The sequence below is a fragment of the Mycobacterium sp. 1245852.3 genome, assembly GCF_001669335.1.
In the GTDB taxonomy this organism is placed as follows: Bacteria; Actinomycetota; Actinomycetes; order Mycobacteriales; family Mycobacteriaceae; genus Mycobacterium; species Mycobacterium europaeum_A.
Genome location: NZ_LZLL01000290.1, coordinates 30323 through 56480 on the forward strand (window position 1 = coordinate 30323; position 26158 = coordinate 56480).

Sequence of the window (26158 nt, forward strand, 5' to 3'; positions counted from 1 at the left end):
TTCGTCCTAGCGGGCCGCCAGCCGCTCGCGGCGCAGCAAGTCGACCTCCGGCATCGGCAGCGGCGCCAGCTCGCCGACCACCGTGCCGAGCAGCAGGTCGGCCAGCTGCGGGTTGCGGGCCAGGCATGGGCCGTGCATGTAGGTCGCGATCACGCTGCCCTGCACTGCGCCGTCGAAGCCGTCACCGGACCGGTTGCCCGCGCCCTTAACCACCGCGCCCAGCGGCGACGCCGCCGGCCCCAGCACGGTGCCGCCGCGGTGGTTCTCGAATCCGGTGAGGCGCTCGGTCAGGCCCGCCAGCAGCGGCTTGGTCGCCAGCTCGCCGATGGTGCGCACCTGTTGCGGCGACGTCGTCGCGTCCAGCATGCCCACGCCGTCGACGCGTTCCCCGGCCGACGTTTCATACCAGTGCCCGAGCACCTGAACGGCCGCGCAGATCGCCAGCACCGGAGCGCCCCGGTCCGCGGCGCGCTGCAGGCCCGGGTATTTGATCAGGTGCCGGGTGGCCAGGCGCTGCGCGTAGTCCTCCGCGCCGCCCAGCGTGTAGAGATCCAGCGACTCGGGAACCGGGTCGGCCAGCGTGATCTCGACGATCTCGGCGGCGATGCCGCGCAGCCGGAGCCGTTGCCGCAGCACCAGCGCGTTGCCGCCGTCGCCGTAGGTGCCCATCACGTCGGGCAGCACCAGCCCGATCCGTACCACCGAGTCAGCCATGGCGCGCCAATGCCCGTTGCAGCTGCAGGAACGCCGTGTAGTTGGCGACGACCTCCACCCGTCCGGGCGGGCACGACGCGATCGCGGCGACGGTGTCGTGCACCAGGGTGTGCTCGACGCCCGCATAGCCGAGCCGCACCGCCAGGTCGGTGCCGCGCTCCCCGGCGGCCACCACCGCGGTCTCCTCGCGCTGCTGAAGCTCGCCGGATTCACCTCGTGCACGAGGCTCACCGGCGAGAAGCTCGAACCGCACGTCCCAGAGCCACGACAGGTCCTCCCCGTCGGGCACCTGGCCGTTGACCGAGATGACCACCCCGGCCGCGTGCTTGTCCACCATCGACAGCGCCTCCTGCCAGCCGGCCGGGTTCTTCGCCAGGAGGATGCGCACCTCGTGCGCGCCGACCCGGACCGTCCGATAGCGCCCGGCGACCTCGTCGACGGTCGAGACGGCCGCCACCGCCTTGCCGGGATCGGCGCCCAACGCCACGGCGGCCGCGACGGCCTGGGCGGCGTTGCCCCGGTTGACCGCGCCGGGCAACGCCAGCCGCATCGGCAGCGAGAGGCCGTCCGGCCCGTAGAGGCTCTCGTCGTCGAACCACCACTGCGGGCTAGGGCGTTTGAAGTCCGCGCCCGTGGAATACCAGTGGCCCCGGTCGCGGACGATGACCTCGCCGCTGCGCGGGCAGCTGACCGAGTCGTTCGACCACGACCCACCCGCGGCCACCCACACCACGTTCGGGCTGTCGTAGGCGGCCGAGGTCATCAACACGTCGTCGCAGTTGGCCACGACGACCGCCCCCGGGTGCCGGGCCAGGCCCGCGCGCAGGGTCCGTTCGATGACGTTGATCTCGCCGACCCGGTCCAGCTGGTCGCGCGACAGGTTGAGCAGCACGACGACGCCGGGGTCGACGGCGTCGGACACGTGCGGGACGTGCATTTCGTCGACTTCCAGGGCCGCCAGCGGCGCACCCCGGTTGGCGGCGAGCGCGGCGATCAGGCCGGCGTCCATGTTGGCGCCCTCGGCGTTGGTGGCCACCGAACCGAGCGTCGCCAGCGCGGCCGACGTCATGCGGGTGGTGGTGGATTTGCCGTTGGTGCCGGTGACGATGACGGTGCGCCGTCCCGCGGCGAGTTGCCGGAGCACCGAGCGGTCCAGCGTCATCGCGATCAGGCCGCCGATCATCGCCCCGGCGCCGCGGCCGGTCACCCGCGACGCCCAGCGCGCGCTCGCCCCTGCGGCGAGGGCCAGACGGGCACGGGTGGTAACCACCCCGGAAGTTTAAATGTGCCACCCCGACACGGCGTCTTTCGACCGGGTGATGTCGGTCGGCCGTGCCATCCTCAGTGCATGAGCGGGGTGCCCTGGGGTCGGCCGGCCAGCGAGCCGGACGCGGGCTGGGCCGTCGTTGACGTCGAGACCTCGGGCTTCCGGCCGGGCCAGGCGCGGATCATCAGCGTGGCCGCGCTCGGTCTGGACGCCGACGGCATCGTCGAGCACTCGGTGGTGAGCCTGCTCAACCCCGGCGTGGACCCGGGCCCCACCCATGTGCACGGCCTGACCGCCGCCATGCTGGAAGACCAGCCGCAATTCGCCGACATCGTCGGCGACGTGGCCGAGGTGCTGCGTGGGCGCACCCTGGTCGCCCACAACGTGGCGTTCGATTACGCGTTTCTCGCCGCCGAAGCCGAACTGGCCGAGACCGAACTGCCCGTCGACAGCGTCATGTGCACTGTGGAGCTGGCCCGGCGGCTGGACCTCGGCATCGACAACTTGCGGCTGGAGACGCTCGCGGCGCACTGGGGCGTCACCCAGGAGCGGCCGCACGACGCCTTCGACGACGCGATGGTGCTGACCGGTGTGCTGGCTTCGGCGCTCAAGCTCGCCCGCGAGGGCGACATCTGGTTGCCGATCCACCCGGTGACCCGGCGCCGCTGGCCGAACGGCCGCGTCACCCACGACGAGCTGCGCCCGCTGAAGGTGCTCGCGTCCCGAATGCCGTGCCCATATCTGAACCCGGGCCCCTACGTCGGCGGCCGACCGCTGGTGCAGGGCATGCGCGTGGCGCTGGCCGCCGAGGTCGGCCGCACGCACGAGGAACTCGTGGAACGGATCCTGCATGCCGGGCTGGCCTACAGCGACGCGGTCGACCGGGAGACCTCGCTGGTGGTCTGTAACGACCCCGCCCCCGAGCAGGGCAAGGGCTACCTCGCGCGGCAGCTGGGGGTGCCGGTGCTCTCCGACGCGGAGTTCATAGCCGGCATCGGCGCGGTGATCGGCGGCACCAGCATGGACGAATTCACCGACGTCCGGGCGCTGGATCAGCAGCTCGCGCTGTTCTGACAGCTGCTTTGCCCGTCAGGGGCCGCCGTGCCAGTGTTCGATGCGGTGATGGTCGGGAGCGAATCCGTGCTCGACGCCCCACAACACTGCCTGGGTGCGACTGCCGAGGCCGAGCTTGCGATAGATCGTCCGAATGTAGGACTTCACGGTGTTAGGACTCAGGTAGGTCAACCGCGCCACGTCCGCGTTGCTCTTACCCTGGGTGATCAGCGCAAGGATCTCCGCTTCGCGATCGCTGAGTCCTTCACCGCGACCCGGCCAGTCCAGCCCGGGCGCGCTGCGCGCCCGGCCTGCCACCGGACTGATGACCACTTCACCGGAATGCACGGCCTCTAAAGCGGCAACCAGCTCGCGCGCCGGAAGAGTCTTGGAGAGATAGCCTCGCGCGCCGCGCTGCCGTGCGCTAGCGATGAGATCGGGGTGAAAGTTCCACGTATATACGACGACTCGGCGCGCTCGCGGGTTGGCAACCAGAATTCCGATCTCTTCGTGATCGGATTCGGGTTGGGCGAATGAGTCGTACAGCACGATGTCGACCGCGTCATCGACGGGCATGGTGGAGTCGAGTTCTGCGATGACGACGCGGTCTCGGTACGGGTCCAACATGTTGGCTACGCCCTTGACGACAACGTCGTAGTCGTCGACGAGCGCGATGGTGATCGGCGTTCGGGATCGCGACTCGGGTGGCATGCCGACGAGATTACCTACCTAAGGGTGTATTGGTACCCCCCTTAAGGGTGGTCGACTGAGCTCAGCGTCGGGCAACCGGCCGAACCAAGCAGTCAGGCATTTCAAGGGGAAGGCGCACCATGATCATTCTCGGTATCGTCCTGCTGATCGCGGGATTTCTGCTCAAGATGTCCATCTTGTGGACCCTCGGGATCATCCTCGTTGTGATCGGAGCAATCCTGGCGGTCCTGGGAAGCACCGGCCGGGCGGTCGGCGGCCGACGGCATTACTTCTGAGACGGCCGCCGCGCATCGCCTGGGACGCACTGCCGCGAGTTCTCGAGTGGCTGCTCGCCGTTTAGCGTTCAGGGCCCATCAGCGGGGGACGCCCCCCCCCCCCGCCCGCCCGCGCCGGGGGGCCCGGACTGCAGGTGGTTTATACACCCCACCACGCCGGGTGAACCGCCCACCAACCCCTGCTCGCCGTTTAGCGTTCCGGGCCCATCCGCGGGGGACTCGCCGCCACGGCGCCGTGGCGGCGAGTCCCCCGCTTTAGCGCTGTTTGATCACCCGCGAGCGGCGCGGTTGACCGCCGACACGACCGCGCGCAGCGACGCCGAGGTGATGGACGGCGCGATGCCGACCCCCCACACCGTCTGACCGCCGACCGGACCTGATGGGTGCCGACCCGCTTCGCCCGGCAACGCCGCGCTCGCGATCGACACCGACGCCTCCACGTAGGCCGCGGCCTGCGCGTCGTCACCGGCGCTCATGGCGTGTTCGGAGTAGTCCAGGACGGCCACGTCGAAGCCGACACCGCCGAGCGCGTGCACGAACGCGGCCAGCGGGCCGTTGCCCTGCCCGCTGATCTCGGTCTCCACCCCGTTGATCTTGACCGTCGCGGTGATGCGGGTGACCCCGCTGTCGTCCTCCGCCGCGTCGACGCGCTGCTTGATCCGCTCCAGCGGCAGGACCGGGGCCAGATACTCCTCGGAGAAGGCATCCCACATCTCCTTGGGGCTGACCTCGCCGCCTTCCCCCTCGCTGATCTTCTGCACCACCTGGGAGAACTCGATCTGCAGCCGGCGCGGCAGGGCCAGGCCGTGATCGGCCTTCATGATGTAGGCCACCCCGCCCTTGCCCGACTGCGAGTTGACCCGGATCACCGCCTCGTAGGTGCGCCCGACGTCCTTGGGGTCGATCGGCAGGTACGGCACCTGCCAGAGCATGTCCTCGACGTCCGCGCCGGCCTCATCAGCGTCGACCTTCATCTGGTCCAGGCCCTTGTTGATCGCGTCCTGGTGGCTGCCGGAGAACGCGGTGTAGACCAGGTCGCCGCCGTACGGGTGCCGTTCGTGCACCGGCAGCTGGTTGCAGTACTCCACGGTGCGGCGGATCTCGTCGATGTTCGAGAAGTCGATCTGCGGGTCCACGCCGCGGGAGAACAGGTTCAGCCCCAGTGTCACCAGGCACACGTTGCCGGTGCGCTCGCCGTTGCCGAACAGGCAACCCTCGATGCGGTCGGCCCCGGCCTGATAGCCCAATTCGGCTGCGGCGACGGCGGTTCCGCGGTCGTTGTGCGGGTGCAGGCTCAGGATGACCGATTCGCGGTTGGCCAGGTTGCGGCTCATCCACTCGATCGAATCGGCGTAGACGTTGGGCGTGGCCATCTCGACGGTGGCGGGCAGGTTGAAGATGATCGGGTTGTCCGGGGTCGGTGCGATGATCTCGCCGACGGCGTCGCATACCTGTTTCGCGTATTCGAGCTCGGTGCCGGTGTAGGACTCCGGCGAGTACTCGAACCGCCACCGGGTGCCGGGGTATTTGGCGGCTTCCTCGACGCACTTGCGGGCGCCTTCAGTCGCGATGGCCTGCACCGCGGCGCGGTCGGCGCGGAACACGACGCGGCGTTGCAGGATCGACGTCGAGTTGTAGAAGTGCACGATGGCCTGCGGCGCGCCGTCGCACGCCTCGAAGGTGCGCTCGATCAGCTCCGGCCGGCACTGGGTCAGCACCTGGATGGTGACGTCGTCGGGGATGGCGCCGTCGGTGATGATTTCGCGGACGAAGTCGTAGTCGGTCTGGCTGGCCGACGGGAATCCGACTTCGATTTCCTTGTAGCCCATGCGAACCAACAGATCGAACATGCGGCGCTTGCGTGCCGGGCTCATCGGGTCGATCAGCGCCTGATTGCCGTCACGCAGGTCCACCGCGCACCACAGCGGCGCATGAGCGATGACCCGGTCCGGCCAGGTCCGGTCGGGCAGCCGGATGGGCTCGACCTCTTCGGCGAAGGGCCGGTACCGGTTAACCGGCATGGACGAGCCGCGCTGCGGGTTCCAGGTGGGCTGCCCGGGCGCTGGTGGGCCCGCGGGCGAGACGATGGTGCGTGTCGAACTGAATGCGTCGGGATTGGAAGTCACGGTGATTGCTCCGGGGTATCAGAAGGGAACTTCAGACCGGCGCATCGCGAACACCCGCGACGGGAAGCCGGTCTGGATCAGACCCCGTCGCGGCGTCCGAGGAGGAGCACCCGCTGCACGTCCTGCACTTTACCGCTTATGGCGCCTTGTTAAAAATGCCGCCGAGACGGTAGCGAATGCGCGGGCCGGGGAACCAGGTATCGCGACGTAAATCACCATGCGGTGGCACGTATTCTGTTGTGGACTTATACGCGAATTTTCGATGTCCAGGGCCGGAGAGGCGGGAAAACCGTGGCGCTCGTCGTGCAGAAGTACGGCGGATCCTCAGTGGCGAACGCCGATCGGATCCGCCGCGTGGCCGAGCGCATCGTCGCGACCAAGAAACAGGGCAACGACGTGGTCGTCGTCGTCTCCGCCATGGGCGACACCACCGACGACCTGATGGACCTGGCCCAGCAGGTGTGTCCGGCGCCGCCGCCGCGCGAACTGGACATGCTGCTGACCGCCGGTGAGCGCATCTCCAATGCCCTGGTCGCGATGGCGATCGAATCGCTGGGCGCGCAGGCACGCTCATTCACCGGCTCGCAGGCGGGCGTGATCACCACGGGCACCCACGGCAACGCCAAGATCATCGACGTGACGCCGGGACGCCTGCAGGCCGCGCTCGACGAGGGGCGCATCGTGCTGGTGGCCGGTTTCCAGGGCGTCAGCCAGGACACCCGGGACGTGACCACGCTGGGCCGCGGCGGGTCGGACACCACTGCGGTGGCGCTGGCCGCGGCGCTGCGCGCCGACGTGTGCGAGATCTACACCGACGTCGACGGCATCTTCAGCGCCGACCCCAGGATCGTGCACAACGCCCGCAAGCTGGACACCGTCACCTTCGAGGAGATGCTCGAGATGGCGGCGTGCGGCGCCAAGGTCTTGATGCTGCGCTGCGTCGAATACGCGCGCCGCTACAACATTCCGGTGCACGTCCGATCCTCTTATTCGGAAGACCCGGGCACCACCGTCGTCGGATCGATCAAGGACATAGCCATGGAAGACCCCATCCTGACCGGAGTCGCGCACGACCGCAGCGAGGCCAAGGTGACCGTCGTCGGCATTCCCGACATCCCCGGATATGCCGCCCGCGTCTTCCGGGCGCTCGCCGATGCCGACGTGAACATCGACATGGTGTTGCAGAACGTCTCCAAGGTCGAGGACGGCAAGACCGACATCACCTTCACCTGCTCACGGGACAGCGGGCCCACCGCGGTGGCCAAACTCGATGCGCTCAAGGACGAGATCGGGTTCAGCCAACTGCTCTACGACGACCACGTCGGCAAGGTGTCGCTGATCGGGGCGGGCATGCGCAGCCACCCGGGCGTCACCGCCACCTTCTGTGAGGCCCTGGCCGAGGTGGGTGTCAACATCGAGCTGATTTCCACCTCGGAGATCCGGATCTCGGTGCTGTGCCGCGACACCGAACTAGACAAGGCCGTCGTGGCGTTGCACGAGGCGTTCGAGCTCGGCGGCGAGGAGTCGGCGACGGTGTATGCGGGGACGGGTAGATAAATGGTTGCTATCGGAGTTGTTGGCGCCACCGGCCAGGTCGGCCAGGTGATGCGCCGGTTGCTCGACGAGCGGGACTTCCCCGCGACGACGGTGCGGTTCTTCGCCTCGGCGCGCTCGCAGGGCCGCAAGCTGGAGTTCCGCGGCCAGGAGATCGAGGTCGAAGACGCCGCGACGGCGGACCCGAGTGGGCTGGACATCGCGTTGTTCTCCGCCGGCAAGGCGATGTCCCTGGTGCAAGCGCCGCGGTTCGCCGCGGCCGGGGTAACGGTGATCGACAACTCGTCGGCTTGGCGCAAGGACCCGGACGTGCCGCTGGTGGTGTCCGAGGTGAACTTCTCCCGCGATGCCGGCAACCGACCCAAGGGCATCATCGCCAACCCCAACTGCACCACCATGGCCGCCATGCCGGTGCTCAAGGTGCTGCACGAGGAAGCCAGGCTGCAACGCCTGGTGGTGTCGAGCTATCAGGCGGTATCGGGCAGCGGGATCGCCGGGGTCGAGGAGCTGGCCACCCAGGCACGCGCGGTCATCGACGGCGCCGAGCAGCTGGTGCACGACGGCAACGCCGTAGCGTTTCCGGCGCCCGAAACCTACGTCGCGCCGATCGCCTTCAACGTGATCCCGCTGGCCGGCTCCCTGGTGGACGACGGCTCCGGTGAGACCGACGAGGACCAGAAGCTGCGCCACGAGAGCCGCAAGATCCTCGGCATCCCCGAGCTGGCGGTCAGCGGCACCTGCGTGCGGGTGCCGGTGTTCACCGGGCACTCGCTGTCGATCAACGCCGAATTCGAACGACCGCTGTCGCCGGAGCGGGCCCGCGAACTGCTCGACGGCGCGCCCGGGGTCAAGGTGGTCGACGTGCCGACCCCGTTGGCGGCCGCCGGTGTCGACGAGTCGCTGGTCGGCCGGATCCGGCGCGATTCCGGGGTGCCCGACGGCCGCGGCCTGGCGCTGTTCATCTCCGGTGACAACCTGCGCAAGGGGGCGGCGCTGAACACCATCCAGATCGCCGAGTTACTCGCCGCCGAGTTGTGAATCCGCGGGTGAGTTCCGCGACGCGGTTCTCGCTTCTTGCGGCGTCATTGCTTGTGCCGCAATGCTTTTGGATAGCGCATGCCGACCCGCCCGCTCCGGCGCCCGAGCCGGTGCTGCAGCCGTTGGCGCCCGGTCAGGTGCTGCGGATCGGCCCCACCGCCGGAACCGGCACGCCGACAGGGGATTACGGCATCGGCGCGACCGATCTGTGTGAGTTCGTCGAGTTCCCAGCCGAATTGCTCCAAGTGTGCGGCGACAGCTTCGCGGGTCAGGGCGTCGGCTTCGGCGGTTGGTACGCGCCCGTCGCGTTGCGCGTCGACACGTCCTCCGTCGACGATCCCGGCGGGGTGCGCTACACCGGGGTCACCGGCATCAGCAATCCGCTGCTGGCCGATCCCGCCCCGCCGGGGGCCTCGCAGTTACCCGCCGGGGTGGTGCAGATCAACCGGCGCAACTACCTGATGGTGACGACGACCAAAAACCTCGAACCGCAGACCTCCCGGCTGGTGACGGCCGAACCGGCGCGCGCGGGCTGGCAGACGATCCCCGGGTCCAAGCGGCCCGCCTCGTATCAGGGTGGCTCGCAGACGCAGATCAGCGGCTACTACGACCCGATCCCCACCCCGGAGTCACCCAGTGGGTGGGTGTACATCGTGGCCGACAGTTTCACCCGCCGGGACCCGGTGGTGCTCTACCGGGCCACACCGCAGACGTTCACCGACCGGTCCCGGTGGCAGGGTTGGGCGGCGGGTCCGCAAGGGGGCTGGGGCAAGCCGCCGACGCCGCTGTGGCCCGACGCGGTGGGTGAGATGTGCATCCGGCAGATCGACGGCAAGGCGGTGCTGTCCTATTTCAACGCCGTCACCGGCAACATGGAGGTCCGGGTGGCCGACGACCCGACGTCGCTCGGCGACGCGCCGGTCACCACGGTGGTGCAGCACGACGAGTGGCCGGACCCGGCGGAAAGCCTGCCGCCGCCCTACGACAATCGGCTGGCGCAGCCCTACGGCGGCTACATCTCACCCGGCTCGACGCTCGACGAGCTCCGAATATTCGTCAGCCAGTGGGACACCCGCGCCCGGGTGGCGGCGCCGTACCGGGTGATCCAGTTCGCGGTCAATCCGCTGCGGGCCGACTAGCAGCCTCTAACGGCTCCCAGGCGCACAAGTTGCGGGCGCCGTCGCGATCGACTCCCCGATGACCCCATCGGGAGCGCGACAAGCCAGATGGTTGGCCGGGCGTCCTCGGGTTGGGTTAGTGCGTCGTCAGGTAGGAAACCCCGTCATTCGTATACATCCGCAGCGGTGTGCATCGGATCGAACATTGCAAAGGAGTCAGCTATGTCAAACGCCGGTATCGCGCTGGTGCTCGCCCTATGCGCGGCACTGGCATCGGCGTTTGGGAATGTGATTCGTCAGCGCTCCGCGCAAGAGATCACCGACGAACCAGTCGGCCACCTCGCCCTGTTCCGCAAGTCGCTGGGCGACACTCGGTGGTGGTTGGGCAGCGCGGGGGCTGTCGCCAATTACGCCCTGCTGGCCGCGGCGTTGGGCATTGGGTCGGTAATGCTGGTGACGGCGCTGCAGGTGACGGCACTGCTGTTCGCTTTGCCGATCTATGCGCGGCTGACGCATCACCGGATAACCCGCTGGGAATGGGCCTGGGCGGCGCTGCTGGCAGTCGCGTTGGTCGCGTTCATCATGATCGGTCAGCCGGAGGCGGGCCAATCGCGGGGATCGCTGACAAGCTGGACCGTCGTCGTCATGGTGATAGCCCCGCTGTCGGCGTTGTGTGTCTTGGGCGCGCGGATGTGGCCGGGTCGTCCGCCCGCGGCGGTGCTTCTGGCGGTGGTGGCGGGTTTGTCGCTGGCGGTGTTCGCGGTGCTGACCAAGGGCGTCGTCGATGCGCTGGGAGGCGGCTTCGGTGCCCTGCTCCGCGCGCCCGAGCTGTATGTCTGGATACCGACCGCACTGGCCGGGATGATCTTTCAGCAATCGTCATTCCGGGCCGGCGCATTGACAGCCTCGATGCCAACGGTGATCGTGGCCGAGCCGATCGTGGCATCGGCGCTTGGGGTAATCGTGCTGGGCGAGACCCTCCACGCCTCGGGCCCCAAGGCTTTCGCCCTGGTAGTCGCAGTGCTGGTGGTTATCGTCGCGACCTGGGCCTTGGCCCGCGGTAAGGCCGCCTCAATGGCCGCTCGCGCCGGAAGCGACACGAACACGACGGCCGAGCCTGAGCCGCCGTCGGACCGCTAGGCGGAGGCGCTACCGTCGTCCCGCCCGATTGGTGATGCGACGCCCGGTGACGCCGAGGTAGATGCTTATGAGGATGCACGCGAAGACGATGCCAACCAGGAAGGGAATGATCTTGAATCCGCCATTTTGGTTGGAGTAGCCCAGTTTGTAGGACACCCAGGTTCCAAGGAATGAGCCGAGTGCGCCCAATACCACAGTCATCACGACGCCGATGTTCTGCTTGCCGGGCATGATGAGCCTGGCCAGTCCGCCCACGACGAGTCCGACGAAGATGGCACCGATAATTGTCCCGATCACTTGAAACTCCTCTGGTTGAACAGGTCACATCGCTTTGATGTGGACAGAGATACCCGTTTCTTGGCCTGTTGAGCCCGCTAATCCCCGCGGGCGTCGAGGGCGATGCAGCACGTAGGGCTTACTTCCCGATCCGAGTCGACGACATCGACGCCGTGGCTTGCGGTCCAACGCGCGGAGGTAACAGTTCGCGGCCAACTTGCTGCGGCCCGAATAGCGCGTTTTCGCCCGCTGACCGGGGGCTTTACTTCACAGCTGCTACATAAGTAGCGCATAGCCGCCACTACTGTTAACGGCTTCATCATTTGTCTCATGAGTGAAACATCTGAATCCCCCACTGTGCGGCACTCCACCGCCACTGCACCGGTCGCCGCCGAAGCGGCGGCGGCCTACCGGGCCCCGCGGGTCTTCCAACTCGCCGCGTGGGTCGCCATCGTCGCCGGCATCGTGTTCATCGTCGCGGTCATCTTCTTCACCGGCTTCATCCTCGGCCACCGGGGCGGCCATCACGGACACCACCACAAGCACCACCACGCGATGGTGCACCACCGTGGCCCCGGCGGCCCCGGCAACTTCGGCGGCCCGGGCGCACCGGGCGCACCGGGCGGTCAGGGTGGTCAGGGCGGCCAGACCGGGCCGGGAGCCACCAGCACCGCGCCGGCTCCCTCGGGCGTGCGTCCCAGCGGCATGGCCCCGGGCCAGCTCCCGCCGTCGGTCCTGCACTCGGCGGCCGCGCTGGGACAGACCCCGAGCGTCATAGTGCTGACCAACTGAAAACCCCTCGCCAACCGTGGCCCGGCGCTCCACTCGAGCGCCGGGTCACCTGTCTTTTGCGGTAACCGGCCCCTAACCGCCGCATCTCGATTCACCACAATTTTGTCGGCGGGGCCTGTTAGGGACCGGGTGTGCGCGGCAATATGGCAAGGCATGAGCGAGACACCCGAAGAACGAGTTGAGCCCACCGCCGAGCCGACCCCAGCCGCACCGGTCACCGCGCCACCCCCGGACCGGGTGAGGCCGCCGCGCCTCTACACGGCGGCGGCCTGGGTGGTGATCGTCGCCGGCATCGTGTTCATCCTCTCCTCGCTGTTCTTCGTCGGTGCCTTCATCTGGAAGCACCAGCACCCCTGCCACCATCACCACGGCATGTTTCACCCCGGCGGCCCCGGACCGGGCAATGGGCCCTGGGGACCCGCTGGTCCCGGGCCGGGCAACGGACCTGGGCAGTACGGCGGTCCCGGCGGCGGCTACGGCCCGTGGTACGGCGGACCCGGTGGCCCGGGTGGACCCGACAACGGGCCGTGGGGATACGGCCCCGGGGGTCCCGGCTTGATCGTTCCGATGCCCCCGAGCGGTCCGGGCGGTCCCGGCGGGCCGCATGGCGGCCCGGGTGTCAGCGGCCCCGGCCAACCGCCGGCCGTCAGCGCGCCCCCCGGTGCGCCGGCGCCGCGCCCGTGACGGCGCCCGCTGCACTCACGGCCTATTTCCAGCCCCAAATGGGTAAGGACCCGTAGTGGGCAACCGACGGTGTTGCTCAAAATTTTCTTGACCGGATCCAGAAAAGGGGAATACTCGGTTGCAGGCCGGAAGGCCCGGGTCGCGGACAGCCACGCCGAACCTGCTTGATGAGCAAGCGAATTCGGTGTCGTCGTGCGCGATCCGGGGCTCTGCGGCCTTCCGCCCGGTGACGAGGAGAGCGTAATGACGGAGCGTTTCACGACCAATGACGCCGGTATCGCTGCGCCGAGCGACGATCAGTCGCTGACGATCGGCCCAGACGGCCCGATTCTGCTGCAGGACCACTACCTGATCGAGCAGATGGCGATGTTCAACCGCGAGCGCATCCCGGAGCGCCAGCCACACGCCAAAGGCGGTGGCGCGTTTGGTCATTTCGAGGTGACCAACGACGTCAGCCAGTACACCAGGGCCGCGGTGTTCCAGCCCGGCACCAAAACCGACATGCTGGCCCGGTTTTCGACGGTCGCCGGTGAGCGCGGCAGCCCAGACACCTGGCGGGACCCGCGTGGCTTCGCGCTGAAGTTCTACACCACCGAAGGCAACTTCGATCTCGTCGGCAACAACACGCCGGTCTTCTTTATGCGCGACCCGTTGAAGTTCCAGCACTTCATCCGGTCCCAGAAGCGCTTGCAGGCAAGCAATGTGCGCGACCACAACATGCAGTGGGACTTCTGGAGCCTGTCCCCGGAATCGGCGCACCAGGTGACCTGGCTGATGGGCGACCGGGGGATCCCCAAGACCTGGCGCAACATGAACGGCTACAGCAGCCACACCTACAGCTGGATCAACGCCGCCGGCGAGATCTTCTGGGTGAAGTACCACTTCATCACCGATCAGGGCATCGAGTTCCTGACCCAGGAGGACGCCGACCGGCTGGCCGGTGAGGACGGCGACTACCACCAGCGCGACCTGTTCGAGTCGATCGAGCGCGGGGACTACCCGAGCTGGACGCTGAAGATGCAGATCATGCCGTACGAGGAAGCCAAAGACTACCGGTTCAACCCGTTCGATCTGACCAAGGTGTGGCCGCACGGCGACTACCCGTTGATCGACGTCGGCAAGATGACGCTGAACCGCAACGTCACCGACTACCACGCCCAGATCGAGCAAGCGGCCTTCGAGCCGAACAACACCGTGCCCGGCACGGGGCTGAGCCCGGATAAAATGCTGCAGGCGCGCGGCTTTTCGTACTCGGACGCGCATCGCGCCCGGCTGGGGACCAACTACCGGCAGATCCCGGTCAACACCCCCAGAGTCGAGGTGAACAGCTATTCCAAAGACGGCGCCATGCGGATCAACAACGTGTCCGACCCCGTGTATGCGCCCAATTCCTACGGTGGTCCGCACGCCGATCCGGCCCGCGCCGCCGAGGTGCGCTGGCATGCCGACGGCGACATGGTCCGCTCGGCCTACACACTGCACGCCGAGGACGACGACTGGGGACAGGCCGGCACCATGGTCCGCGAAGTTCTCGATGACGCGGCCAGGGAACGCTTGGCGCACAACATCATTGGTCACGTCTCCCAAGGCGTGAAGGAACCGGTGCTGTCGCGGGTGTTCGAGTACTGGCGCAATGTCGACCCCGACCTCGGCAAAAAGGTCGAGGAAGGCGTGCGGGGCAACGGGGGCTGACCGCTCGTCGGGTCGCCTGGCATGATCGCTGCATGACCACGCGGGTTGCGCAGGTTGCCCAGACGCGCGGGGCCGCGGTCGTCGTCGGCCTGGCCTTGGCGGGCACCATCGCGGTTCCGGTCGCCGCCGCGCACCCGTCGGAGCCCGGCGTGGTGAATTACGCCGTCCTGGGCAAGGGGTCGGTCGGCAACATCGTCGGCGGCCCCATGGGGTGGGAGTCGGTGTTCACCCAGCCCGGGCAAGGCGACTGGGTCGACCTTCCCGAGTGCAACAACTGGGCCGACATCGGCCTGCCCGAGGTGTACAACGATCCCGACCTGGCCTCGTTCAACGGGGCTGTCACCCAGACGTCGGCCACCGACCAGACGCACCTGGTGAAACAGGCCGTCGGGGTGTTCGCCACCAATGAGGCGGCGGCCCGGGCGTTTCATCGCGTGGTGGATCGAACCGTGGGCTGCTCGGGGCAGACCACCGCGATCCACCTGGACAACGGCAGCACGCAGGTGTGGTCGTTCGACGGCGGCCCGGCCGGCCCGGCCGACGAGAACTGGACCAAGCAGGAGGCGGGCACCGATCGCCGGTGCTTCGATCAAACCAGGCTGCGCGAAAACGTGTTGCTGCAGGCAAAGGTGTGCCAATCCGGCAATGCCGGACCCGCGGTCAACGTGCTAGCTGGGGCGATGCAGAACGCGCTGGGTCAATAATCGAGCGATTGGGTAACCGTCTTCCCCGAGCACGTCAAAGTGCGCAGAAGGGAATATGTCGGGGGCGTCTGATAGATGAAGCACTAGACGAAGTAGTGCCGATTATCGTTCGATTAGCTGCGCAGGGAAGCGGTCCGCAGGTGCGTGTTCAGACTGCGGGGCCCGAAGGGATCGTGATATGACGTTCGCGCCGATCACCGCCGCGGCTTCGCGACCGGAGTCGCGGGCGGCCGGTGCCGACCCTGCCCCCGACCTGAGCATCGCCGAGCCGGCCGACTCGGCGGCCGTCGCGCAATACATCGCCGAAGGCTGTCTGGTGGACGCCCCGCTGGGCCGGGTGGGTCTGGAACTGGAGGCCCACTGCCACGACCCGGCCGACCCGCACCGCCGGCCGAGCTGGGATGAAATCGCCGACGTGCTCGCCGCGCTGCCCGCGATGCCGGGCGGTAGCAGGATCACCGTGGAACCGGGCGGCGCCGTCGAACTGTCCGGGCCGCCGGCCGACGGCGTGGCACCCGCCATCGACGCCATGCGCCGGGACCAGGCCGTGCTGCGGCCGGCGTTTGCTGAGGCCGGGCTGGGCCTGGTGTTCCTCGGCGCCGACCCGCTGCGGCCGCCCCAGCGCATCAATCCCGGCGCCCGGTACCGCGCCATGGAACGGTTCTTCGCCACCAGCCGCTCCGGGGAGGCGGGCGCGGCGATGATGACGTCCACCGCCTCGATCCAGGTCAACGTGGACGCCGGCCCGCGGGAGGGCTGGGCGGCGCGGGTGCGCCTGGCGCACGCCTTGGGGCCCACCATGATCGCGATCACCGCCAATTCGCCGATGCTGGTCGGCGACTTCACCGGCTGGGTGTCCAGCCGGCAGCGGGTGTGGGGCCGGATGGACTCGGCGCGCTGCGGGCCCATCCTGGGGGCCAGCGGCGACGACCCCGGCACCGACTGGGCGCGGTACGCCCTCAAGGCGCCGGTGATGTTGGTGCACAACCCCGACGCCGAGGCCGTCACCCATTGGGTGCCCTTTGCCGACTGGGTCGACGGCCGGGTGCTGCTCGGGGGTCGCCGTCCCAGCCTGGCCGACCTCGAATATCACCTCACCACGTTGTTCCCGCCGGTGCGCCCCAGGCAGTGGCTGGAGATCCGCTACCTGGACAGCGTGCCGGACCCATTGTGGCCCGCCGTGGCGTTCACCCTGGTGGCCCTGCTCGACGACCCGGCCGCCGCCGACGTCGCGGCCGAGGCCGTCGAACCGGTGGCGACCGCCTGGGACACCGCGGCCCGGGTGGGACTGCGGGATCGGCGGCTGTACCGGGCGGCCAACGCCTGCGTGGCCATCGCCGCGGCGAAAGCGCCCGCGGAACTCGGCGATTCGATGCAGCGATTGGTCCGCATGGTCGAGCAGGGCCGATGTCCCGGCGACGATTTCGCCGACCAGGTGATCGAGCACGGCCTGGCCCCCACCGTGCGGCGACTGGCGCAAGGGGAGTTGTGACGTCACCTGATGATTCCGACCCGCTGCGCCCGGCTGCGCCGCGCTTGCGGTCGTCATGCCGAGAGACGATCGCCGACGACTTGGCGCGGACGCGGACGCGGACGTTGAGACTCGTCGAGTTCGACGACGCCGAACTCTGCCGGCAGTACGACCCGCTGATGAGCCCGCTGGTGTGGGACCTGGCGCACATCGGTCAGCAAGAAGAGCTGTGGCTGCTGCGGGGCGGGGATCCGGCCCGGCCGGGGATGTTGCCGCCGGCCGTCGAGGGGCTTTACGACGCCTTCGTGCATTCCCGCGCCAGCCGGGTCGATCTGCCGTTGCTGTCGCCGGACAAAGCGCGGGCCTATTGCCGGACCGTGCGATCCGCCGTGCTCGACGCGCTCGACGCGCTGCCCGACGACCCCGCCGGCGATGACGCGGCCTTCGTCTACGCGATGGTGGTCAGCCACGAAAACCAGCACGACGAGACCATGCTGCAGGCGTTGAACCTGCGCAGCGGCGCCCCGCTGTTGCGCGGCACGTCGACGCTGCCGGCGGGTAGGCCGGGGCTGGCGGGCACCTCGGTGCTGGTGCCCGGCGGCGAGTTCGTCCTCGGTGTGGACCCCGCTAGCGAACCGTACTCGCTGGACAACGAGCGCCCGGCCCACGTCGTCGACCTGCCCGCGTTCCGGATCGGCCGGGTCCCGGTCACCAACGGCGAATGGCGGCAGTTCGTCGACGACGGTGGCTACGACCAGCCCCGCTGGTGGTCCGAGCGCGGCTGGCGGCACCGGCAGGGCGCGGGTCTTGACGCGCCGCAGTTCTGGAGTTCCGACGGCGTCACCCGCACCCGGTTCGGCCACGTCGAACACATCCCGGCCGACGAACCCGTCCAGCACGTCAGCTATTTCGAGGCCGAGGCGTACGCGGCCTGGGCCGGCGCCCGGCTGCCCACGGAGATGGAATGGGAGAAGGCCTGCACCTGGGATCCGTCCACCAACACCCGGCGCCGCTACCCCTGGGGTGAGCGCACACCGGACGAGGCGCTGGCCAACCTCGGCGGCGCGGCGTTGCGTCCCGCGCCGGTCGGCGCCTATCCCGCCGGCGCTTCCGCATACGGGGCCGAGCAGCTGCTCGGCGACGTCTGGGAGTGGACCAGCTCCCCGCTGCGGCCGTGGCCGGGTTTCGTCCCGATGCTCTACGAACGCTATTCACAGCCGTTCTTCGACGGCGACTACCGGGTGCTGCGCGGCGGCTCGTGGGCGGTCGAACCGGGCATCATGCGGCCGAGCTTTCGCAACTGGGACCACCCCTACCGGCGCCAGATCTTCTCCGGCGTCCGGTTGGCGTGGGACGTCCCCGACGCCGGGTCCGCCTGATGTGCCGGCACCTGGGCTGGCTGGGAACCGACGTCACCGTTTCCTCGCTGGTGCTCGACCCGCCATTCGGGCTGCGGGTTCAGTCCTATGCGCCGCGCCGCCAAAAGCACTGCCTGCTCAACGCCGACGGTTGGGGCGTGGGGTTTTTCGACACCGCCGCCGAAGCCGCACCAGGGCCCGGCGTGCCGCGCCGGTGGCGCAGCCAGGCGCCGCTCTGGGGTGACGTGTCGTTCGATTCCATCGCGCCCGCGCTGCGTAGCCACTGCGTGGTGGCCGCCGTGCGCTCGGCGACCGTCGGCATGCCGATCGAGGCCAGCGCGACCGCTCCGTTCACCGACGGCCAGTGGTTGTTGTCGCACAACGGAATCGTGGACCGAAGCGTGCTGCCCACGACTTCGCGGGCCGAATCGGTCTGTGACAGCGCCATATTGGCCGCGGTGATCTTCGAGCGCGGCCTCGACGCGCTGGGGCGGACCATCGTCGAGATCGGGGAAGCCGACCCGGGCGCCCGGCTGAACATCCTGGCGGCCAACGGCTCTCGCATGGTGGCGACGGCCTGGGGCGACACACTGTGCATCCTGCGCCGCCCCGACGGTGTGGTGCTGGCCAGTGAACCCTATGACAACGACTCCAACTGGGAGGACGTTCCGGACCGTCACCTTGTCGAAGTCACTGCCGACGGCGTCACGATGACGCCGCTGGACCAGTCGAGAGGATCTTGATGACGCTGTCGCTGTCGAACCACCTGGCCGCCGACTCGGCGTACCACGCGTTGCGCCGTGACGTGCTCGACGGCCTGCAGAAGACGCCAAAGTCGCTGCCACCCAAGTGGTTCTACGATGCGGTGGGCAGCGAGCTGTTCGACCAAATCACCCGGCTGCCCGAGTACTACCCGACCCGCGCCGAGGCGGAGATCCTGCGCGCGAGGGCGGCCGAAGTGGCGTCGGTGAGCGAGGCCGACACGCTGGTGGAGCTAGGCAGCGGCACGTCGGAGAAGACCCGGCTGTTGCTGGACGCCCTGCGCGAGCGTGGCTCGCTACGCAGGTTCGTCCCGTTCGACGTCGACGCCAGCATCCTGTCGACGGCCGCCGCGGCCATCGCGCAAGAATACGCCGGGGTCGAAATCAAGGCCGTCTGCGGTGATTTCGAAGAGCACCTGACAAAGATCCCCGAAGGCGGGCGACGGCTGTTCGTATTCCTGGGGTCGACGATCGGCAACCTCACGCCCGGGCCGCGCGCGGAGTTCCTCGCCGCCCTGTCCGCGCAGCTGCGGCCCGGCGACAGCCTGCTACTGGGCACGGACTTGGTCAAGGACACCGAGCGACTCGTGCGCGCCTACGACGATGCCGCCGGGGTGACGGCGGCGTTCAACCGCAACGTGCTCGCGGTGGTCAATCGGGAACTCGACGCGGATTTCGACGTCGACGCCTACCGGCACGTGGCCCGGTGGAACGCGGCGGAGGAACGCATCGAGATGTGGTTGCGGTCCGACCGTCGCCAGCGGGTGCGGGTCGGCGCGCTCGAGCTGACCGTCGACTTCGAGGCCGGCGAGGAGATGCTCACCGAGGTGTCGTGTAAGTTCCACTCCGACAAGGTGACTGACGAACTGGCCGCCGCGGGGTTGCGCCGCACCCGCTGGTGGACCGACGCGGCGGGCGACTTCGGGTTGTCGTTGGCCGTGAAGTGACCGGCAGCAACGTGCTGGCCGACCAGTGGCGGTCAGCCCGCCCGCCAATGGCCGGACTGCACCTGGACAATGCGGCCTGTTCACGGCAGAGCCTGGCGGTGATCGAGGCCACCGCGCAGCACGCTCGCAACGAATCCGAAGTCGGCGGCTACGTCGCGGCGGAGGCCGCCACACCGGTGCTCGACGCCGGACGCGCGGCGTTCGCCGCGCTGGCCGGAATGCCCGACGCCGAGGTTGTTTTCACCACCGGCTCGCTGAACGCCCTGGATCTGCTGCTGGGCGGCTGGCCTGCCGAGCGACGAAAGGTGGCGTGCCTGCCCGGCGAATACGGGCCCAACCTGGCGATGCTGGCCGCCCACGGATTCGACCGGCAACTGCTACCGACGCTCGAAGACGGCCGGGTCGCGCTTGACGAGGTGGCGCTGGCGCTGGACACCGACCCGCCGGACCTGGTGCATCTGACCGCGGTGGCCAGTCATCGCGGTGTCGTGCAACCGGTTTCGATGGTCGCCCGACTGTGCCGGGAATTGGGGCTGCCGCTGGTCGTCGACGCGGCGCAGGCGCTGGGCCAGGTGGACTGCGCGGTGGGCGCCGACGCGACCTACTCCTCGTCGCGCAAGTGGATCGCCGGCCCGCGCGGTGTCGGTATCCTCGCGGTGCGCCGGGAGCTGATGGAAAGCCTGCACCCCAGGCTGGCCGCGCCGCAGTGGGCCAGCAAGGACGGCGCACCGACGGTGGCCGAACAATTGGAATTCGGCGAAGCGAATGTGGCCGCGCGGGTGGGGTTTTCGCTGGCGCTGGGCGAGCACCTGGCGGATGGGCCGCAGGCGGTGCGTGCGCGGCTGGCCGAGCTGGGCGGACTGAGCCGCAGCATACTGTCCGATGTCGCCGGGTGGACGGTGGTCGAAGAGGTCGAAGAGCCCAGTGCCATCACCACTTTGGCGCCGAACGAGGGCGCCGACCCGCAAGCGGTGCGGGCCTGGCTGCTCGCCGAGCGACGGATCCTGACCACCTTCGCCGGCGTGCAGCGGGCGCCGCTGGAGCTCACCGGACCCGTGCTGCGGATCTCACCGCACGTGGACACCACGGCCGCCGACCTCGAGACGTTCGCCGAGGCGCTCATCGCCGCCACCGCGGCGACCGCAACCGGCTAACCGGCTTTGTGCGCGGTCAGCAAGTAGGCCGGCATCTTGCGCCGGCCCTTCTCGTCGAGTTCATGCTGCGGAAATTCGAACGGCGCGTCGGGGATGTTGACCGGGTTGGACAGGATGAAAGCGGGGCGAACCTCGTCGATCTCCCAGTATTTGCTCACCGCGGCGCGCAGTTCGTCCTCGTCGACCTCGTTGGGCTTGGTTTCCAACTCGGCGGGGAAGGCGCCCTTGGCGAACACCAGGATGAACAGGTTCGCCCCCGGGGCGGCGGCCCGGTGTATCGACCTCAGGTAGCCGTCGCGGCCCTCTACCGGCAGCGAGTGGAACAGCGTGCTGTCCACCACCGTGGAGAACCGGCCGTCGTAGCCGGAGAACGACGTGATGTCGGCCTGCACGAAGCTGGCCGTGGTCAGGCCGCGCTCTTCGGCGGACTTGGTGGCCGCCGCGACGGCGGTCGGCGTGAGGTCGACCCCGACCACGGTGTACCCCTGGGCGGCCAGCGCCAGGGACAGCTCGGCGACCCCGCAACCGGCATCCAGCACGTCGCTGCGGAATCTGCCGGCCGCGACCAGCGCCGCCAGTTCCGGTTGCGGCTCGCCGATGTTCCACGGCGGCGGACCCTCGAAGTGGGCCTGCTCGCGATAGGCGCTGTCCCAGTCCATCACTTGATCAGATGACATGGGTTTCAACCTACTCCCAGGTGTGCACCGGCTCATTGGCATGCATGTGATCGCAGTAGCGGCGCAGCATTTCGGCCAGCGCCGCGGGCCTGCTCATGCCGCCGTCCTGCAGCGCCCGCACGGTGGACACCTGCCAGCTGGCACCGTTGCGCCCCGTTCGCGCCCGGCCCTCGATCACCCCGAGGAACCGGTCGCGCACCTCGGCGTCGACGCCCCAGCGCTGCAGACCCTCGTCGGCGATCGGCAGCAGTGTGTCGAGCACCAGGTCGCGTGCGCTCACCTCACCCACTCGGGGCCAGTGCAGCCGCGCGTCGATGCCGGAGCGCGCCGACGCCAGGAAATTGGCTTCTGCCACACCGAAATCCATGTGCTGGCACAGCGGATCGTCGGCTTCGGACAGGCTGCGCAGCACCCCGTAGAAGAAGGCCGAGTTCGCCAGCATGTCGACGACGGTCGGCCCGGCCGGCAACACCCGGTTCTCCAGTCGCAGATGGGGGCGACCGTCGACCACGTCGTAGACCGGGCGGTTCCACCGGTAGACCGTCCCGTTGTGCAGGCGCAGTTCGGCGAGCTGCGGGATGCGTCCGGCGGCCAGCTCGGCCACCGGATCCTCATCGGAGACCTCGGGCAGCAGGGATCCGAAGTAGCGGATGTTCTCTCGGTAGAGGTCCAGGATCGAATCGATCCACTGTTCGCCGAACCACACTCGCGGGCGCACGCCTTGGGCTTTCAGCTCCTCGGGCCTGGTGTCGGTGGACTGGGTGAACAGCTCGATGCGGGTTTCCGCCCACAGCAGGTGCCCGAAGAAGAAGGGTGAGTTGGCGCCCAGCGCCAGCTGGGGGCCGGCCACGATCTGCGCCGCATTCCAGTTGGCGGCGAACGTTTCCGGCGCCAACTGCAGATGCAATTGCATGCTGGTGCAGGCTGATTCGGGAGCGATCGTGGCGGTGTGCCAGCTCAGCGGTTCCGGACCGGAAATGTCGATGGGGATGTCTTCACCGCGGGCGGTGAAGATCGAGTCGTTCAGCGCGGCGTAGCGGGTGGATTCGCTCATCCAGCCGTGGTCGAGGTGTTCGGGCATCAGGGTGGGCAGGATGCCGATCATGACGATGTGGGCGCCGCCCGCCGCGCCCGCCCTGGCCTGCGCGTCGTTCAGGCTGGCCCGCACCTCGGCCTCGAGATCGAGCCCGGAGTGCCCGGGCAGCGCGTGTGGCGGGACGTTGAATTCGATGTTGTAGGCGCCTAATTCGGTCTGATAGGCCGGGTCACCGATGGCGTCCAGCACGTGACGATTGGACATCGCCGGCTGGTAGTCGGCGTCGACGAGGTTGCACTCGATCTCCATGCCCGTGAGCGGTTGCTCGGACTCGAAGCATGACCGGGCGAGCATCGTCTCGAAGACATCCACGCACAGCTGTACCTTGCGCCGGTATTCCCGCCGTTGTGCGCTGTCGTACGTGGTGCGCTTGACCTCTTCGCCCACACCGCAGATGCAACAGGGTTACCGCGCGTAACGCAAGCTCCCACGAGTCGCGGTTCCCGTCTCGTTCGTCCGGCGGGTAGACCATGATGGTCTTCGACGCAACAGTGTTCCGGGGTGAAGGAGAGCAGTTGGCCGAGTTCGCCGAGTTCGTCGCCGCCATCGACCAGGGCACCACCAGCACTCGCTGCATGATCTTCGATCACGACGGTGCCGAGGTGGCTCGCCATCAACTCGAGCACGAGCAGATCCTGCCCCGCGCCGGCTGGGTGGAGCACGACCCGGTGGAGATCTGGGAACGCACCTCCTCGGTGCTGACGTCGGTGTTGAACCGGGCCAACCTCAGTACCAAAAACATTGCGGCGCTGGGCATCACGAATCAGCGCGAGACGACGCTGGTGTGGAACCGCAAGACCGGACGGCCCTATTACAACGCGATCGTCTGGCAGGACACCCGCACCGACCGCATTGCCTCGGCGGTCGAACGCGACGGTCGCGGCGACGTGATTCGCCGCAAGGCGGGCCTGCCCCCGGCCACCTATTTCTCCGGCGGCAAGCTGCAATGGATTCTGGACAACGTCGACGGGGTGCGTGAGGCCGCCGAGAGCGGCGACGCGCTGTTCGGCACCACCGACACCTGGGTGCTGTGGAACCTGACCGGGGGTCCGCGCGGCGGCGTGCACGCCACCGACGTGACCAACGCCAGCCGGACCATGCTGATGAACCTCGAGACGCTGGACTGGGACGACGAGTTGCTGTCGTTCTTCTCCGTGCCCCGTGCGATGTTGCCGAAGATCGGGCCGTCGTCGTCCCCGCAGCCCTATGGCGTGACGACCGAGACCGGGCCGGCCGGCGGTGAGGTGCCGATCGCCGGGATGCTCGGCGATCAGCACGCGGCGATGGTGGGCCAGGTGTGCCTGTCCGAAGGGGAAGCCAAAAACACCTACGGCACCGGGAATTTCCTGCTGCTCAACACCGGCGAGACGATCGTGCGGTCCGACAACGGCCTGTTGACCACCGTCTGCTATCAGTTCGGGGACGCCAAACCAGTGTACGCGCTCGAGGGTTCGATCGCGGTTACCGGGGCGGCCGTGCAGTGGCTGCGCGATCAGTTGGGCATCATCAGCGGAGCCGCCCAAAGCGAATCGCTGGCGCGTCAGGTCGATGACAACGGCGGGGTCTATTTCGTGCCCGCGTTTTCCGGATTGTTCGCGCCGTACTGGCGATCCGACGCGCGCGGCGCGATCGTCGGGCTGTCGCGGTTCAACACCAACGCGCATCTTGCGCGCGCCACGCTGGAGGCGATCTGCTACCAGAGTCGCGACGTGGTGGACGCCATGGCGGCGGATTCCGGTGTGCGCCTTGACGTTTTGAAGGTCGACGGGGGCATCACCGGCAACGACCTGTGCATGCAGATCCAGGCCGACGTGCTAGGGGTGGACGTGGTACGGCCGGTCGTCGCCGAGACGACCGCGCTGGGCGCTGCCTACGCGGCCGGCTTGGCGGTGGGGTTCTGGGCCGACCCGGCCGACCTGCGGGCCAACTGGCAAGAGGGCAGGCGGTGGGAGCCGGCGTGGAACGACGAGCAGCGCGCCGCCGGTTATGCGGGCTGGCGCAAAGCCGTGCAGCGGACCCTGGATACGGTCTCCGTAACCTGAGGGGTCACGCGACGTGACCCGATCCAGGGCCCGCTCAGCGGCACTCAGTCTTCGCCGAGGATGCCGTAGATCTCACGCCGCGCATTGTTGAGGATCTCGACGATGCGCTGCTGCTGTTCGGCGGACGCGGTGTGGGCGGACTGGCCGACCGCGCCGAACAACTGGCCTACCGCCGCCCGCAGATTCAGGTGCCCCGGGTCGGCGCCTTCGGTGATCTCGTCCCACGGCGGGGTCTCGATCTTCTCGGCCGCTGCGCGGCCCTGCTCGGTCAGCTCGAAAAGCTTCTTGCTGCCTTCGGTTTCGCTCGCGGTGATCAGGCCTTCGTCGTCGAGCAGCTGCAGCGTCGGGTACACCGAACCGGGGCTCGGCTTCCACAGTCCGTTGCTGCGCTCGGCGATCAGCTGAATCATCTCGTAGCCGTGCATCGGCCGCTCGGCCAGCAGCTTGAGGATGGCCGCTCGCACGTCACCGCGCTTGCCGCGACCCGGGCCGCCCCGGCGCCATCCGCCGCGCCGGCCACCGGGGCCGAAGCCCGGACCGAAACCGGGACCGAAGCCCGGGCCGAAACCGGGACCGAAGCCGAGCGGGCCGTCGTGCCCGCCGGCGTGGTCGCGTAGATGCTCGCGAAAGTCCCGCCGGGCCTGGCGCCGCGCTTCGTGCAGGGCGCGCCGGTCGACCGGGCCGGAGCCGAAACCGAATCCGAAGCCGGGTCGGCCGGCGAATGGACCTTCTGGGGGAGTGAATGGGTTGCTCATTGGTGTGTCCTTACGTTGGTGGGTCGCGCACCGCTCGCGCGCTACGAAACATCACGATATATCGGAAAGTATCGCGATGCAACTGGATATGTTGAACATGGCGCGTGCGTGGCCGCTGAGCTGCGGAGATCGGTGATTGCCCACCCACGGCCGGGGCGCGACGCGGTTTGCATGCGCCGGACGCGGGTACCAGCTATCGGGATGGACACCAACAACAACCTCACGGTGGGCGGCGGCCCCGCGGGCCCGGCCGCGTACGGGCGACCCGGCGGCGCGCGGCGCCCCAACGCCCGGCCGTGGGTCAATTGGGGTTTGGCGCTGGCGACGGTGCCCGGTGCCGCCCTGGTGATGCTCTTCGCGCTGGGTGCGGTCATGAGCACCGATGGCTGCAGCGATCGCAGCTGTCCCAACCTGGGCCACGGCGGGATCAATTTCGGCGTGGCGTTCTACGGCGCGCCCGCGGTCGCCGTCCTCGCCATCATCGTCTCGATTTTCACCGCCAAGCGCCGTTGGGGCATCGCGGTTCCGCTGTGCGGATGGGCATTGCTGATCGCCGACGTCGCCCTGATGGCGGCGAGCGTGGCGGGCTAGTGCGGTACTGAGAAACCGCCCGGAGCCGAGGAGTCTCCCGGGCCGGGGTGATTCGAACGCGGGTCCGGCCATCCGGGGACTTGCGGCGGCGGCGGGCCGGGCCAGGGCAGACGGGGCCGGCGTCGTGGCCACCGACCGCCCCCGCCTACGGCCCCCAAAGCT

At 68.7% G+C, this 26158-nt stretch carries 25 protein-coding genes; 17 read left to right on the forward strand and 8 right to left on the reverse strand.

The features are described 5' to 3' along the window. Positions 1-6: 6 nt before the first annotated feature. The gene (locus tag A9W96_RS13155) at positions 7-702 is read right to left on the reverse strand and encodes a type 1 glutamine amidotransferase (protein WP_156749053.1); all 696 of its coding nucleotides are present in this window, start codon (positions 700-702) and stop codon (positions 7-9) included. Positions 703-706: 4 nt separating this feature from the next. Further along, entirely contained in the window at positions 707-1984 is a 1278-nt protein-coding gene (locus A9W96_RS13160) for a Mur ligase family protein (RefSeq protein WP_066868323.1), read from the reverse strand. A gap of 78 nt (positions 1985-2062) precedes the next feature. Here A9W96_RS13160 and A9W96_RS13165 point away from each other — a divergent pair, with 78 nt between their 5' ends. Beyond that, positions 2063-3055, forward strand: a complete 993-nt coding sequence (locus tag A9W96_RS13165; protein WP_067140265.1) for a DEDDh family exonuclease — start codon at positions 2063-2065, stop codon at positions 3053-3055. 15 nt (positions 3056-3070) lie between these two features. Here the strand turns inward: A9W96_RS13165 and A9W96_RS13170 are convergent, their stop codons facing one another. Continuing rightward, entirely contained in the window at positions 3071-3745 is a 675-nt protein-coding gene (locus A9W96_RS13170) for a response regulator transcription factor (protein WP_066868327.1), read from the reverse strand. 119 nt (positions 3746-3864) lie between these two features. On the opposite strand from A9W96_RS13170, the gene A9W96_RS32180 reads away from it, so the two are divergent. Beyond that, on the forward strand, positions 3865-4020 hold the full coding sequence (locus A9W96_RS32180; RefSeq protein ID WP_165827896.1) for a DUF6131 family protein: 156 nt from the start codon (positions 3865-3867) through the stop codon (positions 4018-4020). Positions 4021-4289: 269 nt separating this feature from the next. On the opposite strand, the gene leuA is transcribed toward A9W96_RS32180, so the two are convergent. Next, complete coding sequence (gene leuA / locus A9W96_RS13175) at positions 4290-6146, reverse strand: 2-isopropylmalate synthase (RefSeq protein WP_082972220.1); 1857 nt, start codon at positions 6144-6146, stop codon at positions 4290-4292. A gap of 291 nt (positions 6147-6437) precedes the next feature. Between leuA and A9W96_RS13180 the strand changes: the two genes are divergently transcribed. From A9W96_RS13180 to A9W96_RS13195, 4 genes are all read left to right on the forward strand, one after another. After that, complete coding sequence (locus tag A9W96_RS13180) at positions 6438-7703, forward strand: aspartate kinase (RefSeq protein WP_066868330.1); 1266 nt, start codon at positions 6438-6440, stop codon at positions 7701-7703. Continuing rightward, positions 7704-8738, forward strand: coding sequence for an aspartate-semialdehyde dehydrogenase (locus A9W96_RS13185; protein ID WP_067140271.1), 1035 nt, complete (start codon positions 7704-7706; stop codon positions 8736-8738). An 8-nt stretch (positions 8739-8746) separates the two neighbouring features. Next, positions 8747-9877, forward strand: a complete 1131-nt coding sequence (locus tag A9W96_RS13190) for a DUF4185 domain-containing protein (protein ID WP_067140301.1) — start codon at positions 8747-8749, stop codon at positions 9875-9877. A gap of 201 nt (positions 9878-10078) precedes the next feature. Beyond that, complete coding sequence (locus tag A9W96_RS13195) at positions 10079-10996, forward strand: DMT family transporter (protein ID WP_066878759.1); 918 nt, start codon at positions 10079-10081, stop codon at positions 10994-10996. A gap of 9 nt (positions 10997-11005) precedes the next feature. On the opposite strand, the gene A9W96_RS13200 is transcribed toward A9W96_RS13195, so the two are convergent. Then, positions 11006-11293, reverse strand: coding sequence for a GlsB/YeaQ/YmgE family stress response membrane protein (locus A9W96_RS13200; protein WP_066868338.1), 288 nt, complete (start codon positions 11291-11293; stop codon positions 11006-11008). 336 nt (positions 11294-11629) lie between these two features. Between A9W96_RS13200 and A9W96_RS13205 the strand changes: the two genes are divergently transcribed. The 9 genes from A9W96_RS13205 to egtE all read left to right on the forward strand — a co-directional run bounded on the left by A9W96_RS13205 (position 11630) and on the right by egtE (position 20835). Then, on the forward strand, positions 11630-12064 hold the full coding sequence (locus tag A9W96_RS13205; RefSeq protein ID WP_197498043.1) for a hypothetical protein: 435 nt from the start codon (positions 11630-11632) through the stop codon (positions 12062-12064). Between the two features lie 153 nt (positions 12065-12217). Next, positions 12218-12748, forward strand: a complete 531-nt coding sequence (locus tag A9W96_RS13210) for a hypothetical protein (protein ID WP_067140274.1) — start codon at positions 12218-12220, stop codon at positions 12746-12748. Positions 12749-12991: 243 nt separating this feature from the next. Continuing rightward, a complete protein-coding gene (locus tag A9W96_RS13215; RefSeq protein WP_067140277.1) occupies positions 12992-14440 on the forward strand; it encodes a catalase in 1449 nt (482 codons plus the stop codon). A gap of 32 nt (positions 14441-14472) precedes the next feature. Further along, positions 14473-15144 (forward strand): sensor domain-containing protein, encoded by a 672-nt coding sequence (locus A9W96_RS13220; protein ID WP_067140280.1) that lies wholly within the window; start codon positions 14473-14475, stop codon positions 15142-15144. Positions 15145-15322: 178 nt separating this feature from the next. Beyond that, positions 15323-16636, forward strand: a complete 1314-nt coding sequence (gene egtA / locus A9W96_RS13225) for an ergothioneine biosynthesis glutamate--cysteine ligase EgtA (protein ID WP_066868346.1) — start codon at positions 15323-15325, stop codon at positions 16634-16636. 44 nt (positions 16637-16680) lie between these two features. Further along, on the forward strand, positions 16681-17994 hold the full coding sequence (gene egtB, locus A9W96_RS13230) for an ergothioneine biosynthesis protein EgtB (RefSeq protein WP_066878794.1): 1314 nt from the start codon (positions 16681-16683) through the stop codon (positions 17992-17994). Continuing rightward, positions 17994-18716: an ergothioneine biosynthesis protein EgtC gene (egtC, locus tag A9W96_RS13235; RefSeq protein ID WP_067140283.1), complete on the forward strand. Its 723-nt coding sequence runs from the start codon at positions 17994-17996 to the stop codon at positions 18714-18716. The genes egtB and egtC overlap by 1 nt, the downstream gene beginning before the upstream one ends. Next, positions 18716-19681, forward strand: a complete 966-nt coding sequence (gene egtD / locus A9W96_RS13240) for an L-histidine N(alpha)-methyltransferase (protein WP_066868352.1) — start codon at positions 18716-18718, stop codon at positions 19679-19681. The genes egtC and egtD overlap by 1 nt, the downstream gene beginning before the upstream one ends. 47 nt (positions 19682-19728) lie before the next feature. Beyond that, entirely contained in the window at positions 19729-20835 is a 1107-nt protein-coding gene (egtE, locus tag A9W96_RS13245; RefSeq protein WP_231999674.1) for an ergothioneine biosynthesis PLP-dependent enzyme EgtE, read from the forward strand. On the opposite strand, the gene A9W96_RS13250 is transcribed toward egtE, so the two are convergent. Then, complete coding sequence (locus A9W96_RS13250; protein WP_067140289.1) at positions 20832-21512, reverse strand: class I SAM-dependent methyltransferase; 681 nt, start codon at positions 21510-21512, stop codon at positions 20832-20834. The two genes, egtE and A9W96_RS13250, sit on opposite strands and share 4 nt — an antisense overlap. Positions 21513-21522: 10 nt before the next feature. Beyond that, positions 21523-22995, reverse strand: a complete 1473-nt coding sequence (locus A9W96_RS13255; RefSeq protein ID WP_067140292.1) for a glutamate--cysteine ligase — start codon at positions 22993-22995, stop codon at positions 21523-21525. An 86-nt stretch (positions 22996-23081) separates the two neighbouring features. Between A9W96_RS13255 and glpK the strand changes: the two genes are divergently transcribed. Beyond that, positions 23082-24650: a glycerol kinase GlpK gene (gene glpK / locus A9W96_RS13260; protein WP_156765229.1), complete on the forward strand. Its 1569-nt coding sequence runs from the start codon at positions 23082-23084 to the stop codon at positions 24648-24650. Positions 24651-24694: 44 nt separating this feature from the next. On the opposite strand, the gene A9W96_RS13265 is transcribed toward glpK, so the two are convergent. Then, a complete protein-coding gene (locus A9W96_RS13265) occupies positions 24695-25405 on the reverse strand; it encodes a PadR family transcriptional regulator (protein ID WP_067140295.1) in 711 nt (236 codons plus the stop codon). A 201-nt stretch (positions 25406-25606) separates the two neighbouring features. On the opposite strand from A9W96_RS13265, the gene A9W96_RS13270 reads away from it, so the two are divergent. Beyond that, a complete protein-coding gene (locus A9W96_RS13270; protein WP_066868362.1) occupies positions 25607-25996 on the forward strand; it encodes a hypothetical protein in 390 nt (129 codons plus the stop codon). Positions 25997-26158 lie beyond the last annotated feature (162 nt).

Coding starts and splice junctions, on each gene's coding strand:
- A9W96_RS13170 (WP_066868327.1), bottom strand. CDS start 3,745: ATGCCACCCGAGTCGCGATCCCGAACGCCGATCACCATCGCGCTCGTC.
- A9W96_RS13210 (WP_067140274.1), top strand. CDS start 12,218: ATGAGCGAGACACCCGAAGAACGAGTTGAGCCCACCGCCGAGCCGACC.
- A9W96_RS13270 (WP_066868362.1), top strand. CDS start 25,607: ATGGACACCAACAACAACCTCACGGTGGGCGGCGGCCCCGCGGGCCCG.
- A9W96_RS13195 (WP_066878759.1), top strand. CDS start 10,079: ATGTCAAACGCCGGTATCGCGCTGGTGCTCGCCCTATGCGCGGCACTG.
- egtA (WP_066868346.1), top strand. CDS start 15,323: ATGACGTTCGCGCCGATCACCGCCGCGGCTTCGCGACCGGAGTCGCGG.
- A9W96_RS13185 (WP_067140271.1), top strand. CDS start 7,704: ATGGTTGCTATCGGAGTTGTTGGCGCCACCGGCCAGGTCGGCCAGGTG.
- A9W96_RS13215 (WP_067140277.1), top strand. CDS start 12,992: ATGACGGAGCGTTTCACGACCAATGACGCCGGTATCGCTGCGCCGAGC.
- A9W96_RS13250 (WP_067140289.1), bottom strand. CDS start 21,512: ATGTCATCTGATCAAGTGATGGACTGGGACAGCGCCTATCGCGAGCAG.
- glpK (WP_156765229.1), top strand. CDS start 23,082: ATGGTCTTCGACGCAACAGTGTTCCGGGGTGAAGGAGAGCAGTTGGCC.
- A9W96_RS13165 (WP_067140265.1), top strand. CDS start 2,063: ATGAGCGGGGTGCCCTGGGGTCGGCCGGCCAGCGAGCCGGACGCGGGC.
- A9W96_RS13220 (WP_067140280.1), top strand. CDS start 14,473: ATGACCACGCGGGTTGCGCAGGTTGCCCAGACGCGCGGGGCCGCGGTC.
- egtC (WP_067140283.1), top strand. CDS start 17,994: ATGTGCCGGCACCTGGGCTGGCTGGGAACCGACGTCACCGTTTCCTCG.
- A9W96_RS13265 (WP_067140295.1), bottom strand. CDS start 25,405: ATGAGCAACCCATTCACTCCCCCAGAAGGTCCATTCGCCGGCCGACCC.
- A9W96_RS32180 (WP_165827896.1), top strand. CDS start 3,865: ATGATCATTCTCGGTATCGTCCTGCTGATCGCGGGATTTCTGCTCAAG.
- egtE (WP_231999674.1), top strand. CDS start 19,729: ATGGCCGGACTGCACCTGGACAATGCGGCCTGTTCACGGCAGAGCCTG.
- egtD (WP_066868352.1), top strand. CDS start 18,716: ATGACGCTGTCGCTGTCGAACCACCTGGCCGCCGACTCGGCGTACCAC.